The 25,133-nt window shown below is 60.7% G+C and carries 17 protein-coding genes; 7 read left to right on the top strand and 10 right to left on the bottom strand.

The genetic code is table 11. The features are described 5' to 3' along the window. Position 1 precedes the first annotated feature (1 nt). From BH682_RS20880 to BH682_RS20865, 4 genes are all read left to right on the top strand, one after another. A complete protein-coding gene (locus tag BH682_RS20880; RefSeq protein WP_075833981.1) occupies positions 2–2,587 on the top strand; it encodes a glycosyl hydrolase 2 galactose-binding domain-containing protein in 2,586 nt (861 codons plus the stop codon). A 128-nt stretch (positions 2,588–2,715) separates the two neighbouring features. Then, positions 2,716–6,342: a transcription-repair coupling factor gene (mfd, locus tag BH682_RS20875; RefSeq protein ID WP_030536282.1), complete on the top strand. Its 3,627-nt coding sequence runs from the start codon at positions 2,716–2,718 to the stop codon at positions 6,340–6,342. 7 nt (positions 6,343–6,349) lie between these two features. Then, a complete protein-coding gene (locus BH682_RS20870) occupies positions 6,350–7,186 on the top strand; it encodes a MazG family protein (protein ID WP_030536281.1) in 837 nt (278 codons plus the stop codon). A gap of 319 nt (positions 7,187–7,505) precedes the next feature. Next, on the top strand, positions 7,506–8,987 hold the full coding sequence (locus BH682_RS20865; protein WP_075833979.1) for a sugar transferase: 1,482 nt from the start codon (positions 7,506–7,508) through the stop codon (positions 8,985–8,987). A 60-nt stretch (positions 8,988–9,047) separates the two neighbouring features. Here BH682_RS20865 and BH682_RS20860 read toward each other — a convergent pair whose 3' ends face one another. Further along, the gene (locus BH682_RS20860; RefSeq protein ID WP_020970286.1) at positions 9,048–9,569 is read right to left on the bottom strand and encodes a YdcF family protein; all 522 of its coding nucleotides are present in this window, start codon (positions 9,567–9,569) and stop codon (positions 9,048–9,050) included. Positions 9,570–9,622: 53 nt separating this feature from the next. Here BH682_RS20860 and BH682_RS20855 point away from each other — a divergent pair, with 53 nt between their 5' ends. Both BH682_RS20855 and BH682_RS20850 read left to right on the top strand, forming a co-directional pair. Then, a complete protein-coding gene (locus BH682_RS20855; protein WP_075833977.1) occupies positions 9,623–10,402 on the top strand; it encodes a hypothetical protein in 780 nt (259 codons plus the stop codon). A 92-nt stretch (positions 10,403–10,494) separates the two neighbouring features. Further along, positions 10,495–12,258 carry a hypothetical protein gene (locus tag BH682_RS20850; RefSeq protein ID WP_143542526.1) on the top strand — a complete coding sequence of 588 codons (1,764 nt, stop codon included), beginning with the start codon at positions 10,495–10,497 and terminating at the stop codon, positions 12,256–12,258. 12 nt (positions 12,259–12,270) lie between these two features. On the opposite strand, the gene BH682_RS20845 is transcribed toward BH682_RS20850, so the two are convergent. From BH682_RS20845 to BH682_RS20815, 7 genes are all read right to left on the bottom strand, one after another. Continuing rightward, positions 12,271–13,362 (bottom strand): cellulase family glycosylhydrolase, encoded by a 1,092-nt coding sequence (locus BH682_RS20845; RefSeq protein ID WP_075835411.1) that lies wholly within the window; start codon positions 13,360–13,362, stop codon positions 12,271–12,273. Positions 13,363–13,591: 229 nt separating this feature from the next. Then, positions 13,592–14,677: a beta-xylosidase gene (locus BH682_RS20840; protein WP_054827664.1), complete on the bottom strand. Its 1,086-nt coding sequence runs from the start codon at positions 14,675–14,677 to the stop codon at positions 13,592–13,594. Continuing rightward, positions 14,670–15,758 carry a glycosyltransferase family 4 protein gene (locus BH682_RS20835; RefSeq protein ID WP_063316799.1) on the bottom strand — a complete coding sequence of 363 codons (1,089 nt, stop codon included), beginning with the start codon at positions 15,756–15,758 and terminating at the stop codon, positions 14,670–14,672. Before BH682_RS20835 ends, BH682_RS20840 begins: the two co-directional genes overlap by 8 nt. Further along, positions 15,755–17,344: a flippase gene (locus tag BH682_RS20830; protein ID WP_063316863.1), complete on the bottom strand. Its 1,590-nt coding sequence runs from the start codon at positions 17,342–17,344 to the stop codon at positions 15,755–15,757. The genes BH682_RS20835 and BH682_RS20830 overlap by 4 nt, the downstream gene beginning before the upstream one ends. 7 nt (positions 17,345–17,351) lie before the next feature. Continuing rightward, positions 17,352–18,374, bottom strand: a complete 1,023-nt coding sequence (locus BH682_RS20825) for a glycosyltransferase family 4 protein (protein ID WP_223304406.1) — start codon at positions 18,372–18,374, stop codon at positions 17,352–17,354. After that, positions 18,302–19,708, bottom strand: a complete 1,407-nt coding sequence (locus BH682_RS36420; protein ID WP_223304407.1) for an O-antigen ligase family protein — start codon at positions 19,706–19,708, stop codon at positions 18,302–18,304. Before BH682_RS36420 ends, BH682_RS20825 begins: the two co-directional genes overlap by 73 nt. Before the next feature lie 11 nt (positions 19,709–19,719). Next, complete coding sequence (locus BH682_RS20815; protein WP_083954702.1) at positions 19,720–21,486, bottom strand: alpha/beta hydrolase; 1,767 nt, start codon at positions 21,484–21,486, stop codon at positions 19,720–19,722. A 116-nt stretch (positions 21,487–21,602) separates the two neighbouring features. Here BH682_RS20815 and BH682_RS20810 point away from each other — a divergent pair, with 116 nt between their 5' ends. After that, positions 21,603–22,739, top strand: a complete 1,137-nt coding sequence (locus BH682_RS20810) for a glycosyltransferase (RefSeq protein ID WP_075833973.1) — start codon at positions 21,603–21,605, stop codon at positions 22,737–22,739. Here BH682_RS20810 and efeB read toward each other — a convergent pair. Further along, positions 22,712–23,992, bottom strand: coding sequence for an iron uptake transporter deferrochelatase/peroxidase subunit (efeB, locus tag BH682_RS20805; RefSeq protein WP_075833971.1), 1,281 nt, complete (start codon positions 23,990–23,992; stop codon positions 22,712–22,714). The genes BH682_RS20810 and efeB overlap by 28 nt on opposite strands. Then, positions 23,993–25,123, bottom strand: coding sequence for an iron uptake system protein EfeO (gene efeO / locus BH682_RS20800; protein WP_058037256.1), 1,131 nt, complete (start codon positions 25,121–25,123; stop codon positions 23,993–23,995). It lies immediately after the preceding gene. Positions 25,124–25,133 lie beyond the last annotated feature (10 nt).

The raw sequence follows: 25,133 nt of genomic DNA, 5'->3' as shown, positions 1-25,133 counted from the left end.
AGTGCCTCGTTCGTCAGCAGACCTGCTGGCCGGCGCGATATGGCGATGCGCTGCAACCGAACCCGGATCCATATCCGACCCGGATGCCCTCGAAGCTGTGACCGAGTGGGTCGCAGCGTCCGTGCCTGGAACAGTCGTCGGTGCGTTACGTGCGGCGCAGACGGACGCCGGACGCACGAAGTCCGTTTCGTCGTCGTCTGTTTCAGAATCGTCTGTTTCATCATCGGACTGGTGGTTCGTGACTACCGTGGCCACGACCAGTGAGGGGTCGTGGCTGCTCCAGTTCGACGGTATGACGCCGTTTGCGGATGTCTGGATCGGCGGTGTCCGTGTCGCGTCCACTGAATCCATGTTCGCACCTGGGGAAGTGAGCATTCCGGCCGGAGTCGGCGCTGGTAAACGTGTCCAGGTGGCTGTTCATTTTCATTCTCTCTCCGCGATTTTGAGATCGAGGCGTCCTCGAGGACGTTGGCGCTCGTCGATGGTCCGTGAACAGGGCCTTCGGTGGATCCGAACCACGATGCTCGGTATGGCTCCCGTGTTCAGTGGTGTACCGGTACCGGTGGGTCCGTGGCGGGGTATCCGCTTGTTGGACAAGGGGATTGCCGCCGTAGTCTCTGCTGTCAAGCATGCGAGTGTTGACGGCACAACCGGTCGCGTTGCCGTCAGTGCTCGGCTCACCGGATTGCCGGCCTCGCTGGAGTACGTGACCGTGCGCGTCGGCGATCACTCGCGGCAATTGGATGTATCCGCCGGACCGGATGGATTTCTCGAGGTGTCCGGCGTCGTCGAAGTGCCGGACGCGCAGTTGTGGTGGCCGCACACTCATGGCACCCCGCGCACTTATCGGGTGACGATGGAAGCGCTCGGAGTCTCCGAGCATCTCGGTTCAGTTGGCTTCCGGACGGTGGAGGTCGACAGATCCGATGGTGGATTCCGTTTGTATGTCAACGGCATCCGGGTGTACTGCCGTGGTTCGGTGTGGGTGCCGACCGACCCGATCTCGCTTCAAGGCGACGCCGGCACCACTCGTGTCTTGGAACGCCTGGCAGAGGCGGGCCTGAACATGATTCGAATCCCGGGGACGATGGTCTACGAGAGCGACCACTTCTGGGAGGAATGCGCGCGTCTGGGCATTCTCGTGTGGCAGGACATGATGTTGGCGACGCTCGATCCACCCGACACCGACGAATTCTTCGAACTCGTTGCCTCCGAGGTCACCGAGTTCTTGCACAGAGTGCGCGGAAATCCCGCTTTGGCAGTCTTCTGCGGCGGCAGCGAGACCGAACAGCAGCCGACCATGCTGGGCTTGGTCGATCAACACATCCCGCTCATTCATTCGAGACTGCCGGAGTTGATCTCGACGGTGGCACCCGAACTCGAGTACGTGACGTCGTCCCCCTCGGCGCCTCGCGGGGGCGAGCAATTGGCAACGCATGTCGGAAGCGGGGTTGCTCACTACTTCGGGGTGGGTGCCTATCGTCGTCCACTGGCCGACGTGCTCAGCGCGCGAGTACGTTTTGCGACCGAATCATTGGCATTTTCGATTCCACCGTCGAATGCCGTGATCGAGAACGAATTCGGTTCACTCGCCGTCGCGGGGCACCACCCGGCATGGAAAGCCGCGGTGCCTCGGGACAACGGATCGTCGTGGGATTTCGAGGATGTCCGGGACCACTACGTCCACGCGCTTTTCGGCGAAGACGCTCGTGAAGTCCGGTGGTCCGACCCGGAACGCTATCTCGACCTGGGGCGAGCAGCTGTATGTGAGGCGTTCGCATCGACGCTCGGATACTGGCGTCGCCCGGACTCTCGGTGCGACGGCGCCTTGACACTCGCACTGCGAGACCTGGAGCCCGGACCGGGATGGGGGGTCCTCGATTGGAGCGGCAGCCCCAAAGCTCCGTGGTTCGTGCTCCGTAGGAGCGCCAAACCGATCGCGCTCCTCGTCACGGACGACGGTATGGACGGATTGAGGCTCGACGCGATCAACGAGACCGCCGAACCTGTCGTCGGCGAGATCAGGTTTCGAGCGCACAGTCGGTCAGGTGTCGTCCCGGTCGACGTCGCGCTACCGGTCAAGGTGGAAGCGCATTCAAGTCTGACCTGGTCCGTGGACAGCCTTGTCGGCCGTTTCACCGACCTCACTCACGTCTTTCGGTTCGGGGCGCGGACATACGACGCCGTCACCGTCACACTCGAAGACGAAGACGGCGAGATGGTGGACGAAGTGGTCCACCTCCTGGGTGGCTCGGCGCGGCCTCGGGAGCGATCGGTCGGACTTGTTGCCACAGCGCGCAACGTCGGTGACGAAGAGTGGGTAGTCGACGTCTCGACGGATGCTTCCGCCCAATACGTTGCCCTCGAACTGCAGGGCTTCGAGCCCGAAGACTCCTGGTTCCACCTCGCGCCGAACGGTCGCAGGACTGTACGCCTACGGAGAACCGGTCAGGCGACGAAGGTGATCGGTCGCGTTCGGGCGCTCAACTCGCACGTGAGTGTGGCCGTGGCGCCGCCGATCACTCCGGTCACACAATCCTCGCCGTCCAAGCGGACGTCGAAGAAGACGAGTGCTACGGGAAACTGAACGGATCGGACTGCGCTGCGAGATCGCACACCGATAGAATCGAACCGGCGCACAACTCTGCCTCGGTGGGGATATTGCGCTCGGGCTGTGCGTCCGCAACCCGTCATCACTGTTCAGGAGCGCGTTCGTTGACTTCCTTGTCCTCTGCCCAGACTGCGCTCGCTGGACTCGCCGAGGTCGCCCTCGCAGATGCCGCGTTCACTCCGGTGATCGAATCCATCGGATCGGCCGCCTTGGACATCGTGGCTCCGAAGCCGGCTCGGCCGTTCATCGCCGCTGCACTCGCCGCTCGCACGCCGGTGCTGCTGGTGACAGCCACCGGTCGTGAAGCCGACGATCTGACTTCGGAACTCACCGAGATGCTCGGTGGAGGAGTGGCGCAGTTTCCGTCGTGGGAAACATTGCCGCACGAGCGACTGTCGCCGAGCGCGGATACCGTTGGGCGACGGGTGGAGGTACTGCGCAGACTCGCCAGGCCAGACGACGCCTCGTACGGATCGCCTCTTCGGGTGATCGTCACCACGGTGCGCTCCCTCGTTCAGCCGATGGCGCCAGGCCTGGGCGAGATAGAACCGATCACGTTGCGCGTCGGCACCGAGATCGATTTCGATTCCGTTCTGGTTCGTCTGGTTGAGATGGCGTACAGCCGGGTCGACATGGTGGGAAAGCGTGGTGAGTTCGCGGTCCGTGGTGGCATTCTCGACTTGTTCTCGCCCACGGCGGATCATCCGGTCCGTATCGAATTCTGGGGTGACGAGGTATCCGAGCTTCGGTACTTCTCAGTTGCCGATCAGCGTTCGCTAGCGGACGTCGACGTCGATTCCGTGATCGCGCCGCCGTGTCGTGAACTGATTCTGACAGCTGATGTTCGTGATCGAGCTGCGGCACTCGCTGCTGAGAACCAGGCTGACGCGTCGTTGGTCGAGATGCTGGACAAGATCTCGGCAGGTATCCCCGTCGAGGGGATGGAAGCTCTGCTTCCGGTTCTCAAACCCGGTGAACTGCAACTACTTTCCGATGTACTTCCCGAAGGGGCGCACATTCTTCTGTGTGATCCGGAAAAGGTGCGCACCCGCGCCACCGACCTGGTGCGCACCGGCCAGGAATTCTTGGAAGCATCGTGGACGGCGGCGTCGATCGGCGGCGCTGCACCGCTCGACACGTCGATCCTCAACGGCGGAGGAGTCGATCTCGGTGCCTCCGCGTACCGGTCGCTTCGTCATGTTCGCGAATCTGCCGAAGCTGCCGGCAGACCCTGGTGGACAGTCAGCCCGCTGGCGTCGGGAAACGGTGAAGAACTCGAACTCCCGGTGCATGCGGCACCGCAGGTGCGCGGTTCCGACGACCTGTTGGCCGAGCTGTTCGTCAGCCTTCGGGCGCACGTGAGCACGGGCGGTCGCGCGGCGATCGTGGTGGCAGGTGCCGGAACCGCAAGCCGCGTCGTGGAGCGACTCGGTGAAGCCGAAGTGCCCGCCAAGATGCTCGATGCCGGCGCTACCCCCGCCCGTGGACAGGTCGCGGTGCTCCGCGGATCACTGCACGACGGACTGGTACTCGCCGGCGACGACTCGACGCCTGGGATGGTGATCGTCACCGAGTCCGATCTGACCGGCAACCGCGTTGCCGCGGTCGGCGACGGAAAGCGCTTGCCGGCCAAGCGCCGCAATCAGGTTGATCCCCTCGCGCTGTCGGCAGGGGACATGGTCGTGCATGATCAGCACGGTATCGGCCGGTTCGTCGAAATGGTCGAACGCACCATCGGTGGGGCGCGTCGTGAATACCTGGTCATCGAATACGCGCCGAGCAAGCGCGGTCATCCGGGCGATCGTCTGTTCGTCCCGATGGAATCGCTCGATCAACTCTCCCGATACGTCGGTGGGGAGTTGCCGGCGCTGAGCAAGCTCGGTGGATCCGACTGGGCAAACACAAAGCGTAAGGCCCGCAAGGCAGTTCGTGAGATCGCGGGCGAGCTGGTTCAGCTCTACGCAGCGCGTCAGGCTGCTCCCGGGCATGCGTTCGGCCCGGACACACCGTGGCAGAAGGAACTCGAAGACGCATTCGCGTTCACCGAGACGATCGACCAGTTGACCGTTATCAGTGAGGTCAAGGCCGACATGGAGAAGCCGGTTCCGATGGACCGGGTGGTCATCGGTGACGTCGGGTACGGCAAGACGGAGATCGCCGTCCGCGCCGCGTTCAAGGCAGTGCAGGACGGCAAGCAGGTGGCGGTGCTGGTGCCGACGACTCTGCTTGCACAGCAACATCTTCAGACCTTCACCGAACGAATGTCGTCGTTCCCGGTGAAGGTGCGAGGGCTGTCCCGGTTCACCGACGCCAAGGACTCGAAGGAAATCATCGCCGGCATGGCGGAAGGTGAGATCGACATCGTCGTCGGTACTCACCGGTTGCTGCAGACCGGTATTCGCTGGAAGGACCTCGGGCTTGTGATCGTCGACGAGGAACAGCGATTCGGAGTCGAGCACAAGGAACACATCAAGGCGCTACGCACCCACGTCGACGTCCTGACGATGTCGGCTACCCCGATTCCTCGTACTCTCGAGATGAGCATGGCCGGGATCCGTGAAATGTCCACGATCCTCACACCGCCGGAAGAACGTCATCCTATCCTCACGTACGTCGGCGCGTATGCGGACAAGCAGGTTGCCGCGGCCATCCGGCGTGAACTTCTGCGCGACGGTCAGGTCTTCTACGTTCACAACCGTGTCAGCTCGATCGACAAGGCAGCCAAGAAGATCCGCGAACTCGTCCCGGAGGCTCGCGTCGTCGTCGCGCACGGTCAGATGAACGAGGACACTCTCGAAAAGACTGTGCAAGGATTCTGGGAACGCGACTTCGACGTGTTGGTCTGTACCACGATCATCGAAACCGGTCTGGACATCTCGAACGCGAACACACTGATCGTCGAACGCGCGGATTCGCTGGGCCTCTCGCAGTTGCATCAGCTTCGCGGACGCGTCGGGCGTAGTCGTGAACGTGGATACGCCTATTTCCTGTACCCGGCCGAAAAGCCTTTGACGGAAACGGCATACGACCGACTGGCAACGATTTCGCAGAATTCGGACCTCGGCGCGGGTATGGCCGTCGCGATGAAGGACCTCGAAATCCGTGGAGCCGGAAACGTTCTGGGCGCAGAGCAGTCCGGCCACGTCGCGGGGGTCGGGTTCGATCTGTACGTCAGGCTGGTCGGTGAGGCGGTCGAAGCCTTCCGGGCTGCAGCCGACGGCAAACCGATCACAATGGACGAGGGCACGAAGGAAGTCCGGATCGACCTACCGGTGGACGCGCACATCCCGCCCGACTACGTCACCAGTGACAGGCTCAGGTTGGAGGGGTACCGCAAGCTCGCTGCGGCAACTGATTCCGACGGCATCGCTGCCGTAGTCGAAGAACTGGTCGATCGCTACGGCCCACTGCCCGAAGAGGTTCGACGGCTGATCTCGGTGGCCAAGCTTCGACTGCTCTGCCGCGAGTATCAACTGGAGGAAGTCGCCGTCACCGGAACTCAGCTCAAGATCTCGCCTATGTCACTGCCCGATTCCAAACAGATCAGGCTCAAGAGGATCTATCCGAGTGCGCAGTACCGGGCAACGACCGGGCTCGTGCAACTCCCGCTGCCTCGCACCGGCGGAGTCGGCTCGGATCGCCTGCGGGACGTCGAATTGCTCCAGTACATCGCGGACTTCATCCTGGCGATTGACGGGCGCGCCGCCGGTGCCGTCCTGGTCGAGGCGTGAGCACACGGTGAACGAATCGCCCGTCGTCGTACTGCTCGATCCTTTGCGGCCGCATGTCTTTCCGCTGGAGGCGCTCCCGTTCCTGTCCGGCGCGATCGATATCGACCCGGACGTTCCCGACTCGGTACGCGGCGCACTGCCGGCCACGACACCCGGCGCCGCGGTGACTGTGATGATGGACACCGCCGAGCCGAAGATCGCGGCGTTGTCTGCCGCTGGGGTAAAGATGATTCGCGCCGAACCCATTCACGGCGATCGACTGGTGGAAGCGGCGTCGATCATGGACCGGTTGTGGAATCGCGGCGGTTGGGAGTCGACCCAGACGCACGAGAGCCTCTCCGTTTACCTCGTCGAGGAGACCTACGAGGTACTCGACGCGATTCGAAGCGACGACGAGAGCGATCTTCGGGAGGAACTCGGAGACCTGTTGCTTCAGGTGTTGTTCCACTCGCGGATCGCTCAAGCACACGGTGTTTTCGAATTGGACGACGTGGCCGGTGCATTGATCGCGAAACTCGTGCACCGCAGCCCGCACCTGGTCAGTTCCGGGGCGGTCGACATCGCTGAGCAAGAGCGGGCGTGGGACGCTTTGAAGGCTGCCGAGAAGGCTCGCGCGTCATCCATGGACGGCATCGCTCGGTCGCAGCCGCCGTTGCTCCTCGCCGAAAAAGTACTGAGCAGGGCCGCCAAAGCCGGTGTGATCGAAAGCGCCGATGAAGCTGATCTGGAAGCTCTGATCGAGCAGTGCCGACGCGCCGACACTGCACTCCTGGGCGCCCTGGACATGCTGATCGCCGACATTCGGATTCGTGAGGGAAGACGTCTCGAAGACGTGGAGGATTAGCCCACTTTGACGTAATTGCCCGGTAATCACCTGGCAATCGGAAAATAGCTTGGGCTTGGTGAGTGCAGTTGAAACAAACCTAAGGTATGTTTACGTACGAAATGAGCAACACTGGGTCGTTTTCTTGCATGAATTGGCCTTTGATCGGCGGTTATGTAGGGGGGTCCGATGACGGTTCATTTCTGCACTGCGAGCAGCGAGGTACGGCAACCGGCGGGGTGTTGCCGTACCTGGACGCTCGCGGTGGCTACCGATCAGCGATCCCCCAAGCCGTTCGATCCGCTGACGCCGTTCGTATGACAAGAAAGACTGATGGCAAATGAGCGTTCATGCTGAGGTGGAGAGCCGGTCGGCGGTATCGCAGGATTCCGCTCATGTCGGAACAGACTGGCGCCGGGCATACCGGAAGCGGATCGCCGTGAGCGATTCGATCACGGTCCTGTTCGTGATCGCACTCGCTCAGATCGGCAGTATGTGGCCGCATCCCATCGAGTGGCTGACACCACTTAAAGTGATCGCGTCTGCAGCGTTGGGCGGACTGTGGATGATCGGCCTCGCACGGGGGCGTAGCCGTCATCAGGCGATGCTGGGCGAGGGCAGTGACGAGTACGAGAAGGTACTGCTCGCTACCGGCCAGGTCTTCGGAGTAGGCGCATTGGCCGGGATCATTCTGGGCGTGGGAATTGCGCGAAGCTACCTCATGATCGCACTGCCCGTCGGACTCGCTGCGCTGCTTCTCGGACGCTACCTCTGGCGACGCGACATTCGAAAGAAGCGTGCGATCGGGGATTGCCGTAACTCGGTGCTGTTGGTTGGTGGACATGCGTCCGTCGTTGCTACTACGCGTGCCTTCGTGCGGGAATCCTCGGCAGGCTACGACGTTGTGGGAGCGTGCATTCCGCGTCGGGCGACCGCGTTGGACGATCACATCGTTGTCGACGGAGCAGCAGTCCCGGTAATGGGCAACGAGTTTGAGGTAGTCGAGGCGATGCGCGCAAGTGGCGCAGACACCGTCATCGTAACCGGGACCGAAGACCTCGGACAGGTGGGCATTCGCAAACTGATGTGGGACCTCGAAGCCGAGGGCGTCGACATGGTGGTTTCACCGGTCGTGGCCGATGTGTCGAAGGCTCGCTTGATGTTTCGCCCTGCGGCGGGTCTCCCGTTGATTCACGTTGCGCGGCCGCGCTACCAGGGCGCGAACCGGCTTGCGCCCGCTGTTTTCGACGCGGTGTTCTCGATGCTGATGATCCTCCTCGTGGCGCCGGTCATGCTCGCCGCTGCCGCTGCAGTCAAGTTCACGTCGAAAGGCCCGGTGTTCTACAAGGCGGAACGCATCGGCCTCAACGGGAAACCGTTCCCCATGTTCAAGTTTCGTACCATGGTGGAAGGCGCCGATCAGCAGGTTGTCGATCTGATGGGGGACAACGAAGGCGCCGGAGGTGTGTTGTTCAAGATGCGTGAGGATCCACGAATCACGTCCGTCGGCAAGATCCTTCGTCGATTGAGTATCGACGAGCTACCGCAGTTCTTCAACGTCATTCGCGGAGAGATGAGCGTTGTCGGCCCACGGCCGCCATTGCGTCGCGAGGTCGAGATGTACGACGACGAGGTTGCCCGGCGCCTGCTGGTCAAGCCTGGCATCACCGGCCTCTGGCAGGTAAGTGGTCGCAGTGATCTCTCGTGGGAAGAATCTGTTCGACTGGACTCTTCCTACGTGGAGAATTGGTCTATCCTGCAAAATCTTTCGATCATTACTCGTACCGTCTCAGCGGTCGCGAAAAGCGACGGAGCGTACTGACTACGCGGTTGGTGCCGGCGCGGATATCCGCGCCGGGCACCCTCCTGTCAGCTGTCGAGCTCAACAATGCGAGAACAGATTCTTGACGTAGCCGGCAGTTTGGTAAACGTAGTTGAATGCCCACGTCCCGATCGAGAGTTCCGGACGGCTTGCGACCATGACCAGTTCTCCTTGATAACACTGCGAAATGATGTGCCGCGCCCGCGAGATATGAGGAACGAACGTCACGACGATGACAGTCTTCCATCCGTTGGCATTAGCCATTCTCTCGATTTCGAACCCCTCGCCCTCGGTGGTGGACGGTGACGGGACGAAACAGTCGACAGGGAAGTCGAACGTACCCTCGCAGATCGACCGCATCTTCTTGTCGTTGTCGCCGTACGGATTCGAGAAGATCAGGCGTGGTGCGTAACCGTCTTTCATCAGTTGGATTCCGACCTCCTCGCGTCCGTCGTGTGCTCCGCCGAGGACAACGATAGCGTCAGCACTTCGTGGTGCATCGATCTTGGGTGAGACGAAGACGGGCCAACCCGCTGCCGCACCAAGGGCGAGGAGTGATAGAGGTATGCCCGCAATCTTCAAGGCCGATTTGATCTGTTTGATGGCCCCACAATACCTGGACCCAGGAGACGACGATGACCGGATCGCAACCACTTCGGACGGTGGCGGGGTTGACCGCCTTACGGGATGCCTATGGGCAGAACATGTCTGGACTCGTACCTGAGACCGGTGTGTATCTCGCCGACGACGGTTGGTGGATCGCTCTCACGGGTGCACCCGATCCCAGCTACAACCTTGCATTGGTCCATGGGGGTGATGTGCGGAAAAACACGGTCGCCGTTGTGGAACGAGTGCTCGCAGAGCGACTGCGCACCGTTGTCATGCTCGCCGGGGCGGGTCTGGATGCCGCGACCGTCCTCGCGGATGCAGGGTGGGTGTGCGTCGGTTCGAGTTCGCTGCGCGCGCTACCGAATTCTCCGTCAGCGCCGGATGCCGCGGTGCGGATCCTGGAAGATGGCGACCTGCGTTCAGCACGACAACTTGCGGAGGATGTTTTCGGTATCGATCGCGAATCTGCGACTCTGGTGTATCAGGAGGCGGCCCCCGACCGACCAAGTGAGCGTTCAGTCGTCGGCCTGTTCGAACTCGACACGCTGCAGACCGCAGCGATGCTGTCGTTCGGTAAGCCCATCAGCACTGTGTGGGCGGCCGGAACCAGGGCGCAAGGACAGCGGCGCGGACATGGGTTACGGGTCCTTCGGCAAGTGTCGGCAGCCGCATTCGAGGCTGTCGGCGACGGCGCCGTGTGTGGTCTCGCCAGCGCTGCCGGCAATGCTCTGTACGACGCGAGCGGAGCCGAAATCGTCGAGTACTGGCAAATGTGGTCGCGACCGCGATGGCTACTTGGTAGCTGACATCAGCCGTCAGGTATGTTTGTGTGCGTTCGGCAAACTTTTGGTTTCTTTCAGCTACGCTTCAACGCGCGATCCAATCGGGGGTACTCAAGATGGCAGATTCGAGTACCAGGGATGCGGCGATACGTCGCGAACTCGGCGTTCCGCCCACTTTCGACCTGGTGAGGCATGCACGAAACCTTGCAAGAGTGTTCTTCCCCGCTTTTGTCATCGCATTGCTCGTCGGTGGGATTGTCTACGCTGTGCGGGGAAGCGCGACACCGGTGTATCAATCCGACATCGTCGCGGAGGTTCAGTCTGCCTCTCAGATCGTCGTGACGGACGCGAACCTCGGCCAGTTGGTTGCCCCCTATGTCGCACTGGCCACCGATAGCGATGTGGTTGCCGCCATCCACGACCAGTTGAATAACGGGTGGACGACAGCGGATGTCTCAGGCCACATCTCGGTGACGCCCGGTACTTCTCCGGCATTGGTATTCGTCAAGGCGACTGCCTTCAGTCAGGCTGACGCGGACGCGCTGGCACGAATAGTCGTCGCCACCTTGAGCGACGCGCAGGCGCGACGCAATGCAGACACGCTGGATCGTCGTACCCGAGTTCTCACCGACGACATCGCTCGATTGAACGGGGACTTGGACGCAGCGCGGCGAGAAAGCTTGGACGAATACGAGACACCCGCCGACGATCCGACTATCAAGGCGGATCTCGACGCGAGGCTGGAGCAGTTGCGCCAGTTGAGATCGACCGTATCCGGTTCCGACCGACTGCAGTTGCTTTCCGCCCCCGCGGGAACGGGTCTGCCGGTTGCGCCGAAGCCACTCGTCGAGTCGGCGGTTGCGTTCTTGGTGGTCCTCATTCTCGCTGCCGAAATCCTCTCTGCCTGCCGGGGTCGATTCAGTTCGCGAGTGACCGACGCGTGGGCACGTCGAACGGCCCGGAAATACGGAGCCTCACTAGTCCTGCAGCACTCCGAAGCCGCTGAGTTTCCGCCGAACCTCGCGCTGACGATATGCCAGCGTGCAAGTCTCGGTGATCATGTCCTGGTGCTTTCGGGTGACGGCGTCCTCTCCACATCATGGGATGTTCCTGCGCACGTGCGATCCGGGGTCTCCCGATATTCGCTGAAGTCGGACTGGTGGCGCCGATTTGACTCCAATGGAACCGGGTTTGCCCTGGTTGTTGTCTCCGCACAGCACGCCAACCAACGGGAGATCGTCGAATGCCTCAGGGCTTTGGCCGAAGTCGATGTTGCGCGAACACTGGTACTCGTGGGTCCGTCTGCTCCCGAGCCTCTCCTCGACGTACTTACCCTCGCGGTGCTGCGTCGCAGACGCAGGCCCGCAAGTTCAGTGAAACTGGCGGCCGAGCCGACCAACTCGGCCACGAACTCACAGGCCCCGTCCGACAGCGCCTGGGTGAAGTCCGGTGCGCCGCGGCTGAACGAGCCTTCCGTTGCCGTGCCGTACGGAATGGATACTTCCGCCCTGGATTCGAGGAGGGATCGCGCCAGCCTGGTGGATGCGAAAACGGTCAGTATTGCGAAGAAGAACCTGCCGAAGGCTATGCCCAAGCCGAGCGCAGGGGTCGAGCTCGAAGAGCCGCAGATCGTGCAGGCTGTTGATGTCGAGGGCGCCGGAGTCGAGGCGTCCGCAGTGGAGATTTCCGGAGCGGAGTCGACCAGCAATGATGCAACTGGTGTTAAGGCGTCCGGGGAAGCCGACGGCATCGACTCCGAAGCCTCGACCGAACGAATTATGCTGACCTCCAAAGATATAGCGGAAATTCGAAAGAGGAGGCAAAGAACTCGCGTGAGCCTTATACGTTCGGATTCAGCAGACGGACAGTCGGAATCCTGAAGGACCGGGCTTTCACTGGATCTTGGGTGTGCTGCACCCTCCAACTGCCTGTTTCACCGCTGCGAGTGCGGGTTTCGGAGTGTAATTGATCGTGACCAGACCGAAGTTCTGTTCGATATCCGAAGTGTTGGTTCCGCGATCACGCATGCTGTAGATGAAAATGCGCTCGATGTAACCGAGCACCTTTGCTTGCGCGAATCCATCCGAGATGATGTTGGCCTGTAATTGCGGGCTGACGGCGGTCGGGCCTGTACCTGTCGGAGCTCCGAATTCGGTTGCCCAGACTTTCTTTCCGCTGTCCCCGTTCTGCACCATCGATTCTCGCATCAGTCGGATCCTGTAGAAAGTGTTCCAATTCTGGGTGGACGAATCCGAAGGTAGCGCAGGCCAACTGTACGGATGGATCGAAAAGACATCGAATGAAGACTTTGCTCCTGCCGCGTACATACCCTTGAGATATGTGACCGGTGAGATGTCGGATCCGTTGTCGACGGCCGGTGCCAAACCGCCGTTGAGAATCTTTGCACCCGGTTGTACCGCACGGATACTTTCAGATGCGGCTTTCAGGAGTGCAGTGTATGTGTTCACATTCGGCTTGGGGCGGAAGAATTGTGTCAGGTTCGGTTCGTTCCAAATCTCCCAAGTGCTGATTCTGTTCGAGTACCGTTGTGCTGCTTGTTGTGCAAACTTGGCAAACGCGGCCGGATCGGATGGATACCCGTGGGTATCGTTGACCCCGGCGACGCGAGCCCAAGCCGGCGTGTACGTAACGATTCCCAAGACGCTCAATCCTTGGAGACGTGCTCGATCGACGACGCGGTCCGTTGTGCTCCAATTCTGTTGGCCCTTGGTTGATTCGACGGCGGACCAATCGACGTCGAACCTGAGCCAGGTCGCGCCGGCATTCTTCATTGCGGTCAGTTCTGCATCGAGATCATTCTGAGAGAGACCGTTGAGTGGGGCGCCCGCGGCGATCCCTAAACCAACGGAACTGCACGTCGAGTTCGGGGTTGGGGTTGTTGTTGGAACGGGACTCGGTGCACACGCGCTCAATGACCCGACAGTCAACAGGGCGCAGGCGAGGGACAATCGAAGTCGACTCACGCCGACCACCTTCTTTCCACAGTGACTCGAAACCGGTGCGGGACAGACAAGTTGGAAGCCGAACTAGATGACCAATCCGACAAATCAAAGAATTGCATGAATTGGGTCACTTGGCACCAGTCTCGAAGTCGGTTCTGCAGTACTTCCGTCCGGTTGGGTGCTACTGCGAAATGCGCCGGTTGGTATTGTCCGATTTTCTCGGTGACTGTGGTCGAAAATGATCAATAGTTCAGAGGCATCCTCCAGTTTCGTTTGCATCTTGCAACACGGCCATTGCGGGCTTCGGTTCGAAGTCGAGATCCAGAAGGCCAAAGTTTTGTTCGCGATCACCGGGATCGGAGCCGCGGTCCTGGAGACTGTAAACGAAGACCTTCTGAACGAACCCGAGGCTACGCGCTTCGTTGAATCCGTCACGCAGTATCTCGGCTTGCATCGACTCGGTCACAGCGTCGAGACCAGTTCCTGTTGGTGCCCCGAATTCGGTCGCCCAAATAGATTTGGTCGAGTCGCCGTTTGCAACCATTGTGTCGTGCATCAGCCGCATTCGATAGAAAGAGTTCCAGTTTCGAGTCAACGGGTCCGAGGGCAGTGCCGGGTAGGTGTACGGATGCATTCCGACAACGTCGAAGTGTTGTCCAGCTCCATATTCGTAGATGTTCGCGAGGAACGTCGTGGGGCTTATGTCAGCGCCGTTGTCAGTTGCGGGGGACAAGCCACCGGAGACAATTGTTGCGCCCGGTTGCACTGCCTCGATTGCTACGCTCGATGCGGCGAGCAGCTTCGAGTAATACTCAGGATCCGGCGTCGGATTGAAGAATGTTTGGAGATTGGGCTCGTTCCAGATCTCCCATGACGAAATGGAATTCGAGTAGCGGGCAGCGGCAAGCGCCGCGAACCTACCGAACGCGTCCGGGTCGGCCGGACGGGTATGCGTGTCAGGACTCGTCGCTGCCGGATCTCTTGCCCAGGCAGGCGTGTAGGTGATGAGACCGAGAATCTCGAGCCCGGAAGATTTCGCGATGTCCACGAGGCGATCGGTTCCGGACCAGTCGAAGGTGCCCTCGGTACTTTCGATGGCGGACCAGTCGATGTCGAATCTGACCCAGTGCGAACCCGATGATCGAATAGCTTCCACCGTTCGATCCATTTCGGCGTCACTCATTGCGGTATAGCCGGAACCAAGTGCGATGCCAGTATTGTCTGACGAAGGTTGAACTGCGCAAGGTTCGCCGGTTGCGGTAATCGAAGAATGGACTACCAATCCGACAATCAACAAGACCACTGCGACTGCGGCGACTCGACGTGCCTTAGCCATCGATGAGCTCCTTCAGCAGAGCCGGAAGATTCTTCTGGATGTCATATCGGTCCTCTACCTTCCGCCGGCCGATGCGTGACAATTCGGATCGTGCACTCCCGTCCTCCAACAGTCTCGTTATCTCGGCTGCGAGTTCTACTGAATCAGATGGCTCGACGAGCGATCCGGCGCCGTCCCCCAGCAGCTCGCTGGTGCCGCCGAGATCGGTTCCGACGACTGGCACTCCGATGCTCATTGCTTCGAGTGCCACGAGTGGGCCGGCTTCGGGAGAGGTGCTCGCAGAAATCGCGATGTCCCATCCTTTGATAGTTGCCAGTGAATCGACATATCCGAGAAATGTGACGCGACCCGCCAGATCCGGCTGCTGTGCGCGTTCACGAAGTACTTGTGCGTACATTTCATCGCCCGGGAACGGAAGTCCGGCGATTTCGAGTTGGACGTCTACTGTGCGGGCGATGGCATCCATCAACACCAAGTGGCCTTTCCACGGCGTCAGTGACCCGATGATTCCGACAACTCGGCGTGCCGGTGATCGAACTTCCGTTACCTCAGGGGGAACTACAACACCAAGTCGTGACACCGAGGTGGGAATTCCCAGCGAAAGAACAGGAAGCGATGTCGGTCCGGAGACGGCGACTGCTCGTCGGATCCCGGGTTTTGCAATCCGTACGACGAATCGTTGTTTTGTGCTCGAGAGAGTGTCGTGGACAAGCCACGTTGCACGTTGCGGTACGCGGCCGAGCCTGATCACCGGCAATGCGAACAGTGAGTTGACTATCACGGTCGAGCTGGCCGACTGAGCCCGAGACGCAATGATGCGCCCGGCAATTCGCCAATTCTTTGCAACTTCGAGAATCGCCAGGACGCGTGCCAGACCCCCTTCGCCTCTGAGCGACAGGGTTGGTAGCGTGACCGTTTCGAAGTCGACTGACGCGCGTGCGCGATCCCTCAGCGGCCCTTCCGGACAAGCCAACATTACCGTGAAACCCTGCTCGTGTGCCAAACGCATCAGTTGGAGCATGACCAGTTCGGCGCCGGAGATCTCTCCAGTGTGGCTGACGAAAATGATCGTTCGTGTCATTTTACTTCCCTGTCGGGTTTTACCATTGCGAGTGGCGACTTCCCGCCCGCGAGCGATACAAGTGCATAGATTCCGACTGTCCCAAGTGGAGCGAGAACCGAAACGACTGGCCATGGCACGCCCAACCTTTCGACGCAGATCGTTCCTGCCACTGTGACCACCGCGCAGAGGGCGACGGCCGCTCCGAGCGGGAGCATCGGAAACATTCTGTGAACCGGCAGACTTTGCCGCACTACAACCCAAATTGCAACGAAAAGAAGCAGTTCGGTCGATACGGTCGCAACTGCCGCTCCGTTGAATGACATTCGAGGAATCAACACGATGTTGACCACGATATTGAAGAGTAAGCCGCCCAATGCAATCCACGGATATATTCGATGCCGGCCGCTCGCAACCAGGATCATCAACCCCAACTGGGTGAGCATCGAGAAGCATGCGCCAAGCACCAACAGTCGCGTCGAGGTCCCTGCAATTGCGAACCGCTCTCCGTACAGAAAGGTGAGCACTCCGGTGGCAGCAGGCCAGAACGCGGCGATCGATGCGCTCCCGAGAACTGTCAGGACGATGAATGTTTCGCGGCTTCGTTCGCGGAACACTGCCACGCTGTCGGGCCAATAGGACACGAGAAGTGTTGTTACCGGGGTGACTACGGTGATTGCGACGATTTGCAGAAGGTCCGCGAATTTGTACCCGATGGTGTACAAGCCGACCGAATCGAAAGTATCGAGCTTGCCCAAGAGCAGCACATCCACTTTGGACAGAAGCGTGACCAAAGCGAAGCCGATGCTCAAAGGGATTGCTTCGATCAGCATTTCCCGCCACCTACGAAACTGCGCTCGTGACGACGGCCTAGGCCCGGCGACGCCCTTTCGGACACCGCGCACTTTCACGACGGCCGCGACCACTTCGTTGATAACCGCAGGGATGACGAGAACGAGGAGGATCGGCTGCCACAAAACCGCGACGATGGTCGCGACAAGCTGGGCGAGTTGCCCGACGCCCTCGGCGATCGCGACATACGTCATGCGCAGGCGGCTCTGGTACATGACGGAAAGTGCATGGCTGGGAGTGGCAACGACAACGACCAAACCAGCGACCGCCGTTGCTTCGACCACTTCTGCGGGGTAGCGGAGAATCCAGACATAACCCACCGCGACGATGTATCCGAAAAGACCAAGGGCGACCCGTAGGGATATGAACGCGGTGGTGACCAGCGAAACTTCCCACGGATTGCACTCGACCAACTTCGCGAGCACCACTCGGCCGACGCCGAGATCGGTGACGACGGACAACAATCCGAGCAATCCGAAGATGAGGGAGAACTGACCGAATTCGTCAGGGCTGATCGAACGCGCGATCAGAACCGAGCCGGTCCACCCCATCGCTGCCACTGCGATCCGGCTTCCGAGCATGATCGCAGTGCTTCGGCGTGCATCGTTCGCAGTCAAATCCGGAGCGGCCGGCCCGTGGATTTTCGTCTCTCGCTCGCGACGTTCCTTCTCGAACTTGTCGATAGCGGCCTGGCGCAATTCGGCGAACTCTCGCGGCGATACGGGCTCGGTGCCCGTCGAATTGCGATTCGTCATGAGCAACTCACACGCTCAGCCCTGCAGTGCGGTACGCGTCAACCGTGTATTCGGCTGTTCGGGTCCACGTCGATCGGGCCGCGACACGTGGCGCAGATATACGGAGTGCGGTGTTGACATCGTCGTCCAGGACGACTGAGCGAAGAGCGGCCAACCAGGAAGCCTTGTCGTGCTTGCGGACAAGCACGGCGGCGTTGTCGGCGAATTCGGTCAGTGCTCCGACCGCACTCGCAACCACTGCCGCGCCGCACGCCATGGCTTCGAGTGGCGGCAGACCGAACCCCTCGTAGTGGGAGGAGTAAGCGACAGCAGTTGCGGCGGAATAGAGTGCCGGAAGGTCTTCTGTCGCGACGTAACCCAATCCTCGGGCGGAACGGGGCGCGTCGGGGCCAGTCGAGCCGGAGCCCGCCAGCAGAAAAGGAATCGACAGCTCCGTGCACGCTTCGGCGACCAGAGCGACATCTTTTCGAGGTTCGATCGTTCCGACCTGCAGCACGAATCGCTCCGGTAGTTTCAATCGCCGCCGAACTTCGGTCACTGCAGCTTCGGTGGGGATCGTGGCCCAGGATGCGGGTGCCAGCGGCGTGACAACGGCATGCCGACCGCTCAGTGCGAGTATTCGTTCGGCGGTGAAGTCCGATACTGCAATGACGACGTCGGCCTTGCGTAGCGCCGCGGACAGGAGTCGGCGTTCGCCAGCTGCTCGATATCGACTGAAGGCCCACGGAACGTCGAATACCGACATGTCGTGAAACGTCGAGATCTTCAGGCCGCCTTGCCCGATCGGGAGGTCGACGTCGAGGCTGTGGAACAAGTCGCTGCCCGCGACCGGCACCATCGCCCACGCGGCTCTGCGTGCTCCGGAGGCAACAGGGCGCGTCACGGCGCGCACTCCGGTTGGAATCTCATCGACAGCGTCGATTTGCACTGTTGCGCTGAGGTTCGTCGATTCGCTGATCAGTGGGGAGAGTTCTCGGAGTAGTTCGCGTGCATAGGTTTGGACGCCGCCCCCACCAGGTCGGAGTGCCATGGCTCCGAGGGTGATTCGTGATCGGATATCGCTTCTTTCTCCGAGTGGTGTTGAGTCAGTGCGCATCCCACGGTTCCAATCAGTAGCCAAAAGTAGAGGTCGAGGGGAAATATCTCGAAATATGTCGAGACGACAGAAGCGACCGCGGCCGCGACGATCGAGGCGCTGACACCGAGAGCCAAAGCGCCGTCCGAGCCGGGAAGCACACGCGATGCCCTCAGCGCGGACGCTCCGGAAGATATGAGGACCAGGACAAAAATCCACAAGCCGATCGGTCCGAGCTCGACTGCGACTTTCATGTAGTAGTTGTCGGGCTGATAGGGGATCAGCCCAAGTGTTGTCGCGGCCTTGATCGTCATCGTGTTGAGCATCGGTTGCGCTGCTTCCGCCGCCTTTGCTGCCGCGGATCCTGTTGCGCCCAGACCTTGCCCGAGTGGATGCACGAACAGCGAGCTGATTGTCGACGACCATCCGCTACCGCGTTCTTCGAGACTGTACGACGAGAACAGTGGTTTGACGATTGATGGTGGTGCCAACAGAAGTACAAAGGGAACGGCAGCGGCAGCCGCGCCGAACAACATCAAGATAGACCGATACTTGTATACGGCAATCCAGAGAAGCCCGACAGCCAACCCGATGTAGCTGGCCCGCACAATCGAGACTCCCATGCCTACGACCATGATCGGAGTTGCGGCCAGAAAGATAATGTTGCGCAGCCGTTTCGGATCCGCGAGAGCGACCGAAATACCGACGATCAAACTCAGCATCACGAAGAGACCGAACGCAAACGGACCGGTGAAAGTGCTGAAGCTTCGCAAGATCGAGCCGGTGATTCGAATCTGTTCGGTGTAGCTGTAGCCGAGATCCACCAGGTATGCAGGCCCTACTGCTTGCTGAAGGAGTCCGATGACTGCTGTCAGTATCCCCATACCCATCAGGACGGACACGAGATGATCTCGGTCGTCCCGCGAGAACGGTGCGCGCCAGAGAATGACGGGTATCAAGATGTAGAAGTAGGTGATCTTTATCGATGTCACCCCGGCGATACCGGACAGAAGCAGTGCTGACGCGGAACCGAAAGCTACCCAGGCCGCGGCAGCCGGCCACCAAGGCATCGAGGGGCGCACTACCCGAAGGCGATTGGGGCTGACGAAGGTGCATCCCAACGTGAGCAGGAGCAACCCCTCCTTCCAACCGGCCATCGATGTCCCGCCGGGAATGATCGCCAACAGACCGTGGAGCGGAGCGAACAGTGCAACAAGCAGCAAGCCGCGTTGTGGTCGCTGGTAGATCGCAACGACGATGGGTACTGCGAAGATTGCAGCAACAAACATGAATGATGTGTTCACGCGATGAACCGGTTCGCATTCGCCGTGTCGGCCCGAGGGACCGTCGTAATTCCGAATGCTTTCGCTATCGAAGAAATCGCCTTTGTTTGCACGATATTTCGGAGGTCACGATGGTAGGACGGGTGATCGCCGACCGGTGGCATGATCGCGTCGAACGTTTGTCCTCGGTGAGTCATCCGGGCAACGCCTTCGGGTCCGCGTTGCTGATTGAACCATGCGGCGTCCGCGGGGGAGAGGATGACGGTGGTATCCACCCCACGCTTGCAGAGTGCCTCCAGCATTACCTCAGGAACCTGCGTGATTCCCCTGATTCCCAGAAGCTTCCACGCTGGATAGGGGAGACGGGACTGCAGTACGCCTTTCACCCGTCCGCGGAGGGGAAGTTTCGTGGTTTCGGCACCTGGATCGATTCGAGGAGCCTCCGGCAAGACAGCATCCATCAGGGACTTCTTGCGCCTCACCGACCACAAGATCATGTTTACGAGTATTGTCGATCTCGCACCCATCTGGAGCGCCATGGACGCTGAGGTCCATGCCCCCGAACACAATCCGGTCATCACGAGGTTTCTCGGATCTGCGCCGAGTGCGGCAACGGCAGTGCGTGCGTCCTCGTCTGCCGCGTGTGAATAGACCGACGTCGGATTGTCGGCGTCGATCGGACCCGAGTCGCCGACCCCTCGTCGGTCGAATCGGAGACTCGTGACCGAGAGAGCCGCGGCCTCACGAGCGATGGTCACCCACGAGCGGCCAGGCCCGACTCGATGCTCGATTGCAGTAGTGAAGAACAGTAGTCCGCGCTCGGGAGGCGCATCGGTGGTCGATATGTTGCCTGCCTCGGATTCGGGAGAAGTTGCGGGATGCGTGCGGATCGCGAAGAGCTCCTGAGCGCCGAATCGTTCCAACGTCTCGAACACCTCCTCGCCGACTTCGGTGACCGCGACGCGAGCTGTGGTGGTGATCGCGGGAGTGAACGCGGAGGAACTCGTGGGCGCGTGGCGATCCAACCACTGTGCGATTTCGCTGATGTGTGTGTAGGGGATGTCGACGTAGAAACTGGGAGGCGACGTGAACGCGTCGTGGTTCTCCAAGATCATCATCTCGGGATCAAGAGTTGCTGCGAGCCCGGCGACAGCTCTGCTGTCCAGTACCGAAGACTTCACGGCCAGAAGGGTGCGTGGACGTCCGAGAAATGGTCCGGTGATGCGGAGACGTGACAGTTGGTCGGCGCATTCGGGAGCCAGCACGCCACCCATGATCGACACACGTGAGTCGGCGGGATCGTCCTCTCCGACGCTGATCGCGTAGAACGCACGTTGTTCCCTGAGGTAGTTGCGGCCGGTCAGAATTGGGTCCCACAGGACTATCGAGTTGACGTGTCCGCACTCCTGCAATGCCGACGCTGCCAGGAGGGCACCAACTCTCAGTCCGACGATGCTGACGGATTCCGCGCCCGCTTGTCGGACATAGTCCACAGCGCTGACGATGCTCTTCAGCCAGAGGGTGAGAGCGTCAGGATCGTCTTCGGCACCGGCCGAGTCGCCGACTCCCGCGTACTCGAAACGAAAAGCGGCCATACCCTGTGCCGCGAGTTTTTCGCCGAGAAGTCGCATGCCGCGATAGGTGTCGATGTGCTCCTTGCCCAGCGGGGGACACATGACCACGGCTTCTCGGACAGTTCCTGAAGAGGGCACGTGAAGGAATCCGAGCAACGGCCTGTCTGCCGACCCGAACCACGTGGCCAGTTGAGTCTCGATGGTGATCACTCCGGTCAAGATCGGTTGCCTGTATGTTGCCAGTAAACATACCAGTAGTCTGTTTGATGCCGATCCGGCAATCTCTAGGTTTGTGAAGCGCCAAAAAAGCGCATAGGAGTCCGAAAATGTCAGGTGTACTCGTCCATGAATGGATAGAGCGTTCGGGCGGCGCAGAGAAGGTGCTGGACGAGTTCGTCAACTGTTATCCGGACGCTGACCTCTATTGTCTGTGGAACGATGCTCCCGGGCGTTACTCGACAACCGATGTCAACGAAAGTGTGCTCGCTGCAACGCCATTGCGTCGTAGCAAAGCGCTCTCGTTGCCTGTCATGCCGTTCACCTGGCGAGGGTTGGAGAACCGCGGCTATGACTTCGCGCTGATCAGCTCCCACGTGTTTGCCCATCACGCAACATTCAGGGAGCAGTCTGCGCGATTCCGGAAATTCGTCTACGTGCACACCCCCGCCAGGTACGTGTGGAATCCCGAACTGGACGAGCGTGGAAACTCGCCACTCGCGAGGCTGGGATCACCCATTCTGCGCAAGATCGACCGCAAAAGAGCGTCGGAGGGAGCCTCGTTCGCAGCGAACAGTGTGTTCGTCAGTCGACGGGTTGAGCGAGCCTGGGGCGTGCAATCACGGGTCATCCACCCTCCGGTGGACGTCGACCGGATCTCCGCCGTCGAGGATTGGCGGTCCCGATTGAGCGAAAACGAAATTCAGCTACTATCCAGTTTGCCCTCGCCATTCGTTCTCGGTGCCTCGAGGTTCATTCCGTACAAGCGTTTGGACTGGGTGATCCGGGCAGCCGAGCGGGCCGGAACGGCTGCTGTCATCGCAGGGTCGGGCCCGGAAGAGGATCGGCTCCGCGCGATGGCTGACTCTGCGTCGGTTCCCGTTCGAATTGTTCGGCGCCCCTCGGATGCGTTGCTTTTTGCGCTGTATCAGCAGGCACTCGCATACGTCTTTCCGGCGATCGAAGACTTCGGAATCATGCCGGTGGAGGCAATGGCTGCGGGTGCGCGCGTGATTACGAACAGCATCGGGGGAGCTTCGGAAACCGTGACACATGGTGTCGACGGACTCCATTTCCACGACGACAGTTGGGAATCGGTGGCCGAGTGCATCCGAGATGTCGCCGCAGTGGACGTGAATGGTGCACGCTCGTACGAGAAGTACTCCGTGCGCAGATTTCGTTCCGAGATCGCAACCTGGACCGGTGTCCCGGTGTTCGGCTACGCGAACAGCGCGGAGCCCCAGTAGCTCCCGTCGGCGAGACCGCCGGGGCAAGCGAAGACCGCAGAACCGACGTGCTGGATGTATTCGTTCAGCGCATCGTGTCGTGAAAGGTTTTGCTGCATCGGAACAAACTGCTCGACCGGATTCCGGCAGTACGCAACGAAAAACAGTCCCGCGTCCAGGTGGCCGAAGCCATCGGAGCCGTCCGTGAAGTTGTATCCGCGGCGCAAGATCTGAATCCCACCGAGTTCCTCGGCAGAGGCCAGGCGCACGTGTGAATCCTCCGGGATGACGAAGTCGTGTCCCATTTTGGAATCGAGATCGAGCTCGTCGAACTCGTCCTTGCCGCCGAGCGGCGCTCCGCTGCGTTTGGAGCGGCCGATGACAGCTTCCTGTTCCTTGAGTACTGCGCGATCCCACTGCTCGATCAGCATGCGGATTCGTCTTGCGACGAGGAATGAGCCGCCCGCCATCCAGGCCTGATCGTCAGTGGGATCAACCCAGACGTGCTGGGCGAGTGCGTTTGGATCTTCCGCCTTGATGTTGGCTGTTCCGTCCTTGAACCCGAACAGATTTCGTGGTGTCGCCTGCGTCGTCGAGGTCGAGGATGTTCGTCCGAACCCGAGTTGCGACCATTTGACCGACGCGGTCCCGAACGCGACTCGCGCGAGGTTGCGGATCGCATGGACGGCAACCTGGGGGTCGTTGGCGCACGCTTGGATGGCGATGTCGCCCCCGCTGCGATTCGGATCGAGGTTGTCCGCACGGAAGTGGGGGAGATCGAGCAGGGCAGCAGGTTTCTTGTCTGCGAGACCGAACCGGTCGTCGAAAAGTGACGGTCCGAATCCGATGGTCAGGGTGAGTTGCGACGGCGCGAGATCGAGTGCCTCACCCGTATCGCTCGGTGGTGCATACGGACCGTCGCCGGTCGCTCCGTCCTCGGTTGCTTCCTGACCCGCCGTCATTCGTTCGGCCATCGCCGTCCACGTCTGCAGCAGCGTGATCAGTTCGTCGCGCGACTTCGTCGTCACATCGAAAGCGACGAAGTGCATACGATCCTGGGCCGGCGTCGTGATGCCTGCCTGATGCTCGCCGCGAAAGGCCACCACGTCTGCGTGATCGGTGCCGGAACTCTCGTCGGCGGTCACCCGCCCGATGACGGCACCGGCACCGGCCAGGACGGCGCCCGCCCCCACGGCGCCGAACAGTCGGCGCCGTGAGACTGCCTGCGGTGCTGTGCTTTCCGCAGCGGGTGTGCCTTTCGGTGAATCAGTCATCTACTGTCCCGCGACTACTTCCTGGACCTGGCTGACCTCGGCGGACAGAGCATCGATTTTACGCGAGAGTTCCTGACGCTGCGCCTCGGTCACGGTGTCGTAGTACACGAATCCGTCGCCGACCCGGAACTGCGCCAGCGCAGCGTCGAGGTCGGCGAATCGGTCAGCGATGCGCTGGGCGAGCTCGGGATTACGTTCCTGCAGAATCGGGTTCAGTGCCGCGATCGCCGCTTGTGAGCCATCGACGTTGGCCTGGAAATCCCAGAGGTCGGTATGCGAGAAGATGTCTTCTTCTCCGCTGATCTTCGACTTCGAGATCTCGTCGAGCAACCCTTGAGCGTCGCCGGCGATCTTGGTGGGATCGATCGTGTAATCGTCCGCGTTCACCTGGTCGGCAAGGTACTGGATGTCTTCGAGCAGCTGATCTGCGACCGCGTTGGTGTCCGGCTGAAGCCCGGTCACCCACAGATCCTTCTCGAGGCGGTGGAACCCGGTCCAGACCTGACCGGGCTCGAGATCCGCTTCGCGAAGGTCCAGCTTGGGATCGAGCTCGCCGAAGCTCTCGGCTTCGGGTTCGATGCGCTCGTAGTAGGTACGTGCGATCGGGAACAGTGCCTTCGCCTGGTCGACGTTGCCGGACTGGACTGCGGCGACGAACTGAGCTGCGGTGTCCTGCAGCGCGACGATCTGGCTGCGGATGTAGCGACGGTAACCGTCGGCAGCTTCGGCGAGCTGGCCGCTCTCGTCGGTGGCCGCCTGCGAATCGCCCGTGACGACGAAGTCCTGACGGATGCCGGTTCCGACCATGCCCGGCTTGCAGGCGAGCTGGTAGGTCGCTGCTTCAGGGAGAGAGACGATCAGCTGACGGGTCAGTCCTGGGCCGATGTTCTCGACCTCGCCCATCGCTCGATCACCCTCGGCGAAGACGTAGAACTCGGTGACCTTGGAGCCGTTGTTCGTCACCTGGAAGGTCGACGTGCCGGTCGTCCCCGTCGTGGCGCTGACCTCACATGAGTCGTCGGTGGCGGTGACCGTGATGTCGCCGTCGTTCGCCGTCGTCTTCTCGGTGCACGCGGCGAGGGAGAAGGGAAGTACCGCAGCCGTGGCCAGTACGAGGGTGGATTTACGCATGTCGGCAATG

This window comes from Rhodococcus sp. YL-1 (assembly GCF_001942025.1).
Lineage (GTDB): Bacteria > Actinomycetota > Actinomycetes > Mycobacteriales > Mycobacteriaceae > Rhodococcus_F > Rhodococcus_F qingshengii.
Note: the sequence above shows the minus strand (reverse complement) of the source record. Positions and strands in the feature narration are given on the sequence as shown.

Coding starts and splice junctions, on each gene's coding strand:
- BH682_RS20865 (WP_075833979.1), top strand. CDS start 7,506: ATGAGCGTTCATGCTGAGGTGGAGAGCCGGTCGGCGGTATCGCAGGAT.
- BH682_RS20855 (WP_075833977.1), top strand. CDS start 9,623: ATGACCGGATCGCAACCACTTCGGACGGTGGCGGGGTTGACCGCCTTA.
- BH682_RS20850 (WP_143542526.1), top strand. CDS start 10,495: ATGGCAGATTCGAGTACCAGGGATGCGGCGATACGTCGCGAACTCGGC.
- BH682_RS20840 (WP_054827664.1), bottom strand. CDS start 14,677: ATGGCTAAGGCACGTCGAGTCGCCGCAGTCGCAGTGGTCTTGTTGATT.
- BH682_RS20835 (WP_063316799.1), bottom strand. CDS start 15,758: ATGACACGAACGATCATTTTCGTCAGCCACACTGGAGAGATCTCCGGC.
- BH682_RS20830 (WP_063316863.1), bottom strand. CDS start 17,344: ATGACGAATCGCAATTCGACGGGCACCGAGCCCGTATCGCCGCGAGAG.
- BH682_RS20825 (WP_223304406.1), bottom strand. CDS start 18,374: ATGGCACTCCGACCTGGTGGGGGCGGCGTCCAAACCTATGCACGCGAA.
- BH682_RS36420 (WP_223304407.1), bottom strand. CDS start 19,708: ATGTTTGTTGCTGCAATCTTCGCAGTACCCATCGTCGTTGCGATCTAC.
- BH682_RS20810 (WP_075833973.1), top strand. CDS start 21,603: ATGTCAGGTGTACTCGTCCATGAATGGATAGAGCGTTCGGGCGGCGCA.
- efeB (WP_075833971.1), bottom strand. CDS start 23,992: ATGACTGATTCACCGAAAGGCACACCCGCTGCGGAAAGCACAGCACCG.
- efeO (WP_058037256.1), bottom strand. CDS start 25,123: ATGCGTAAATCCACCCTCGTACTGGCCACGGCTGCGGTACTTCCCTTC.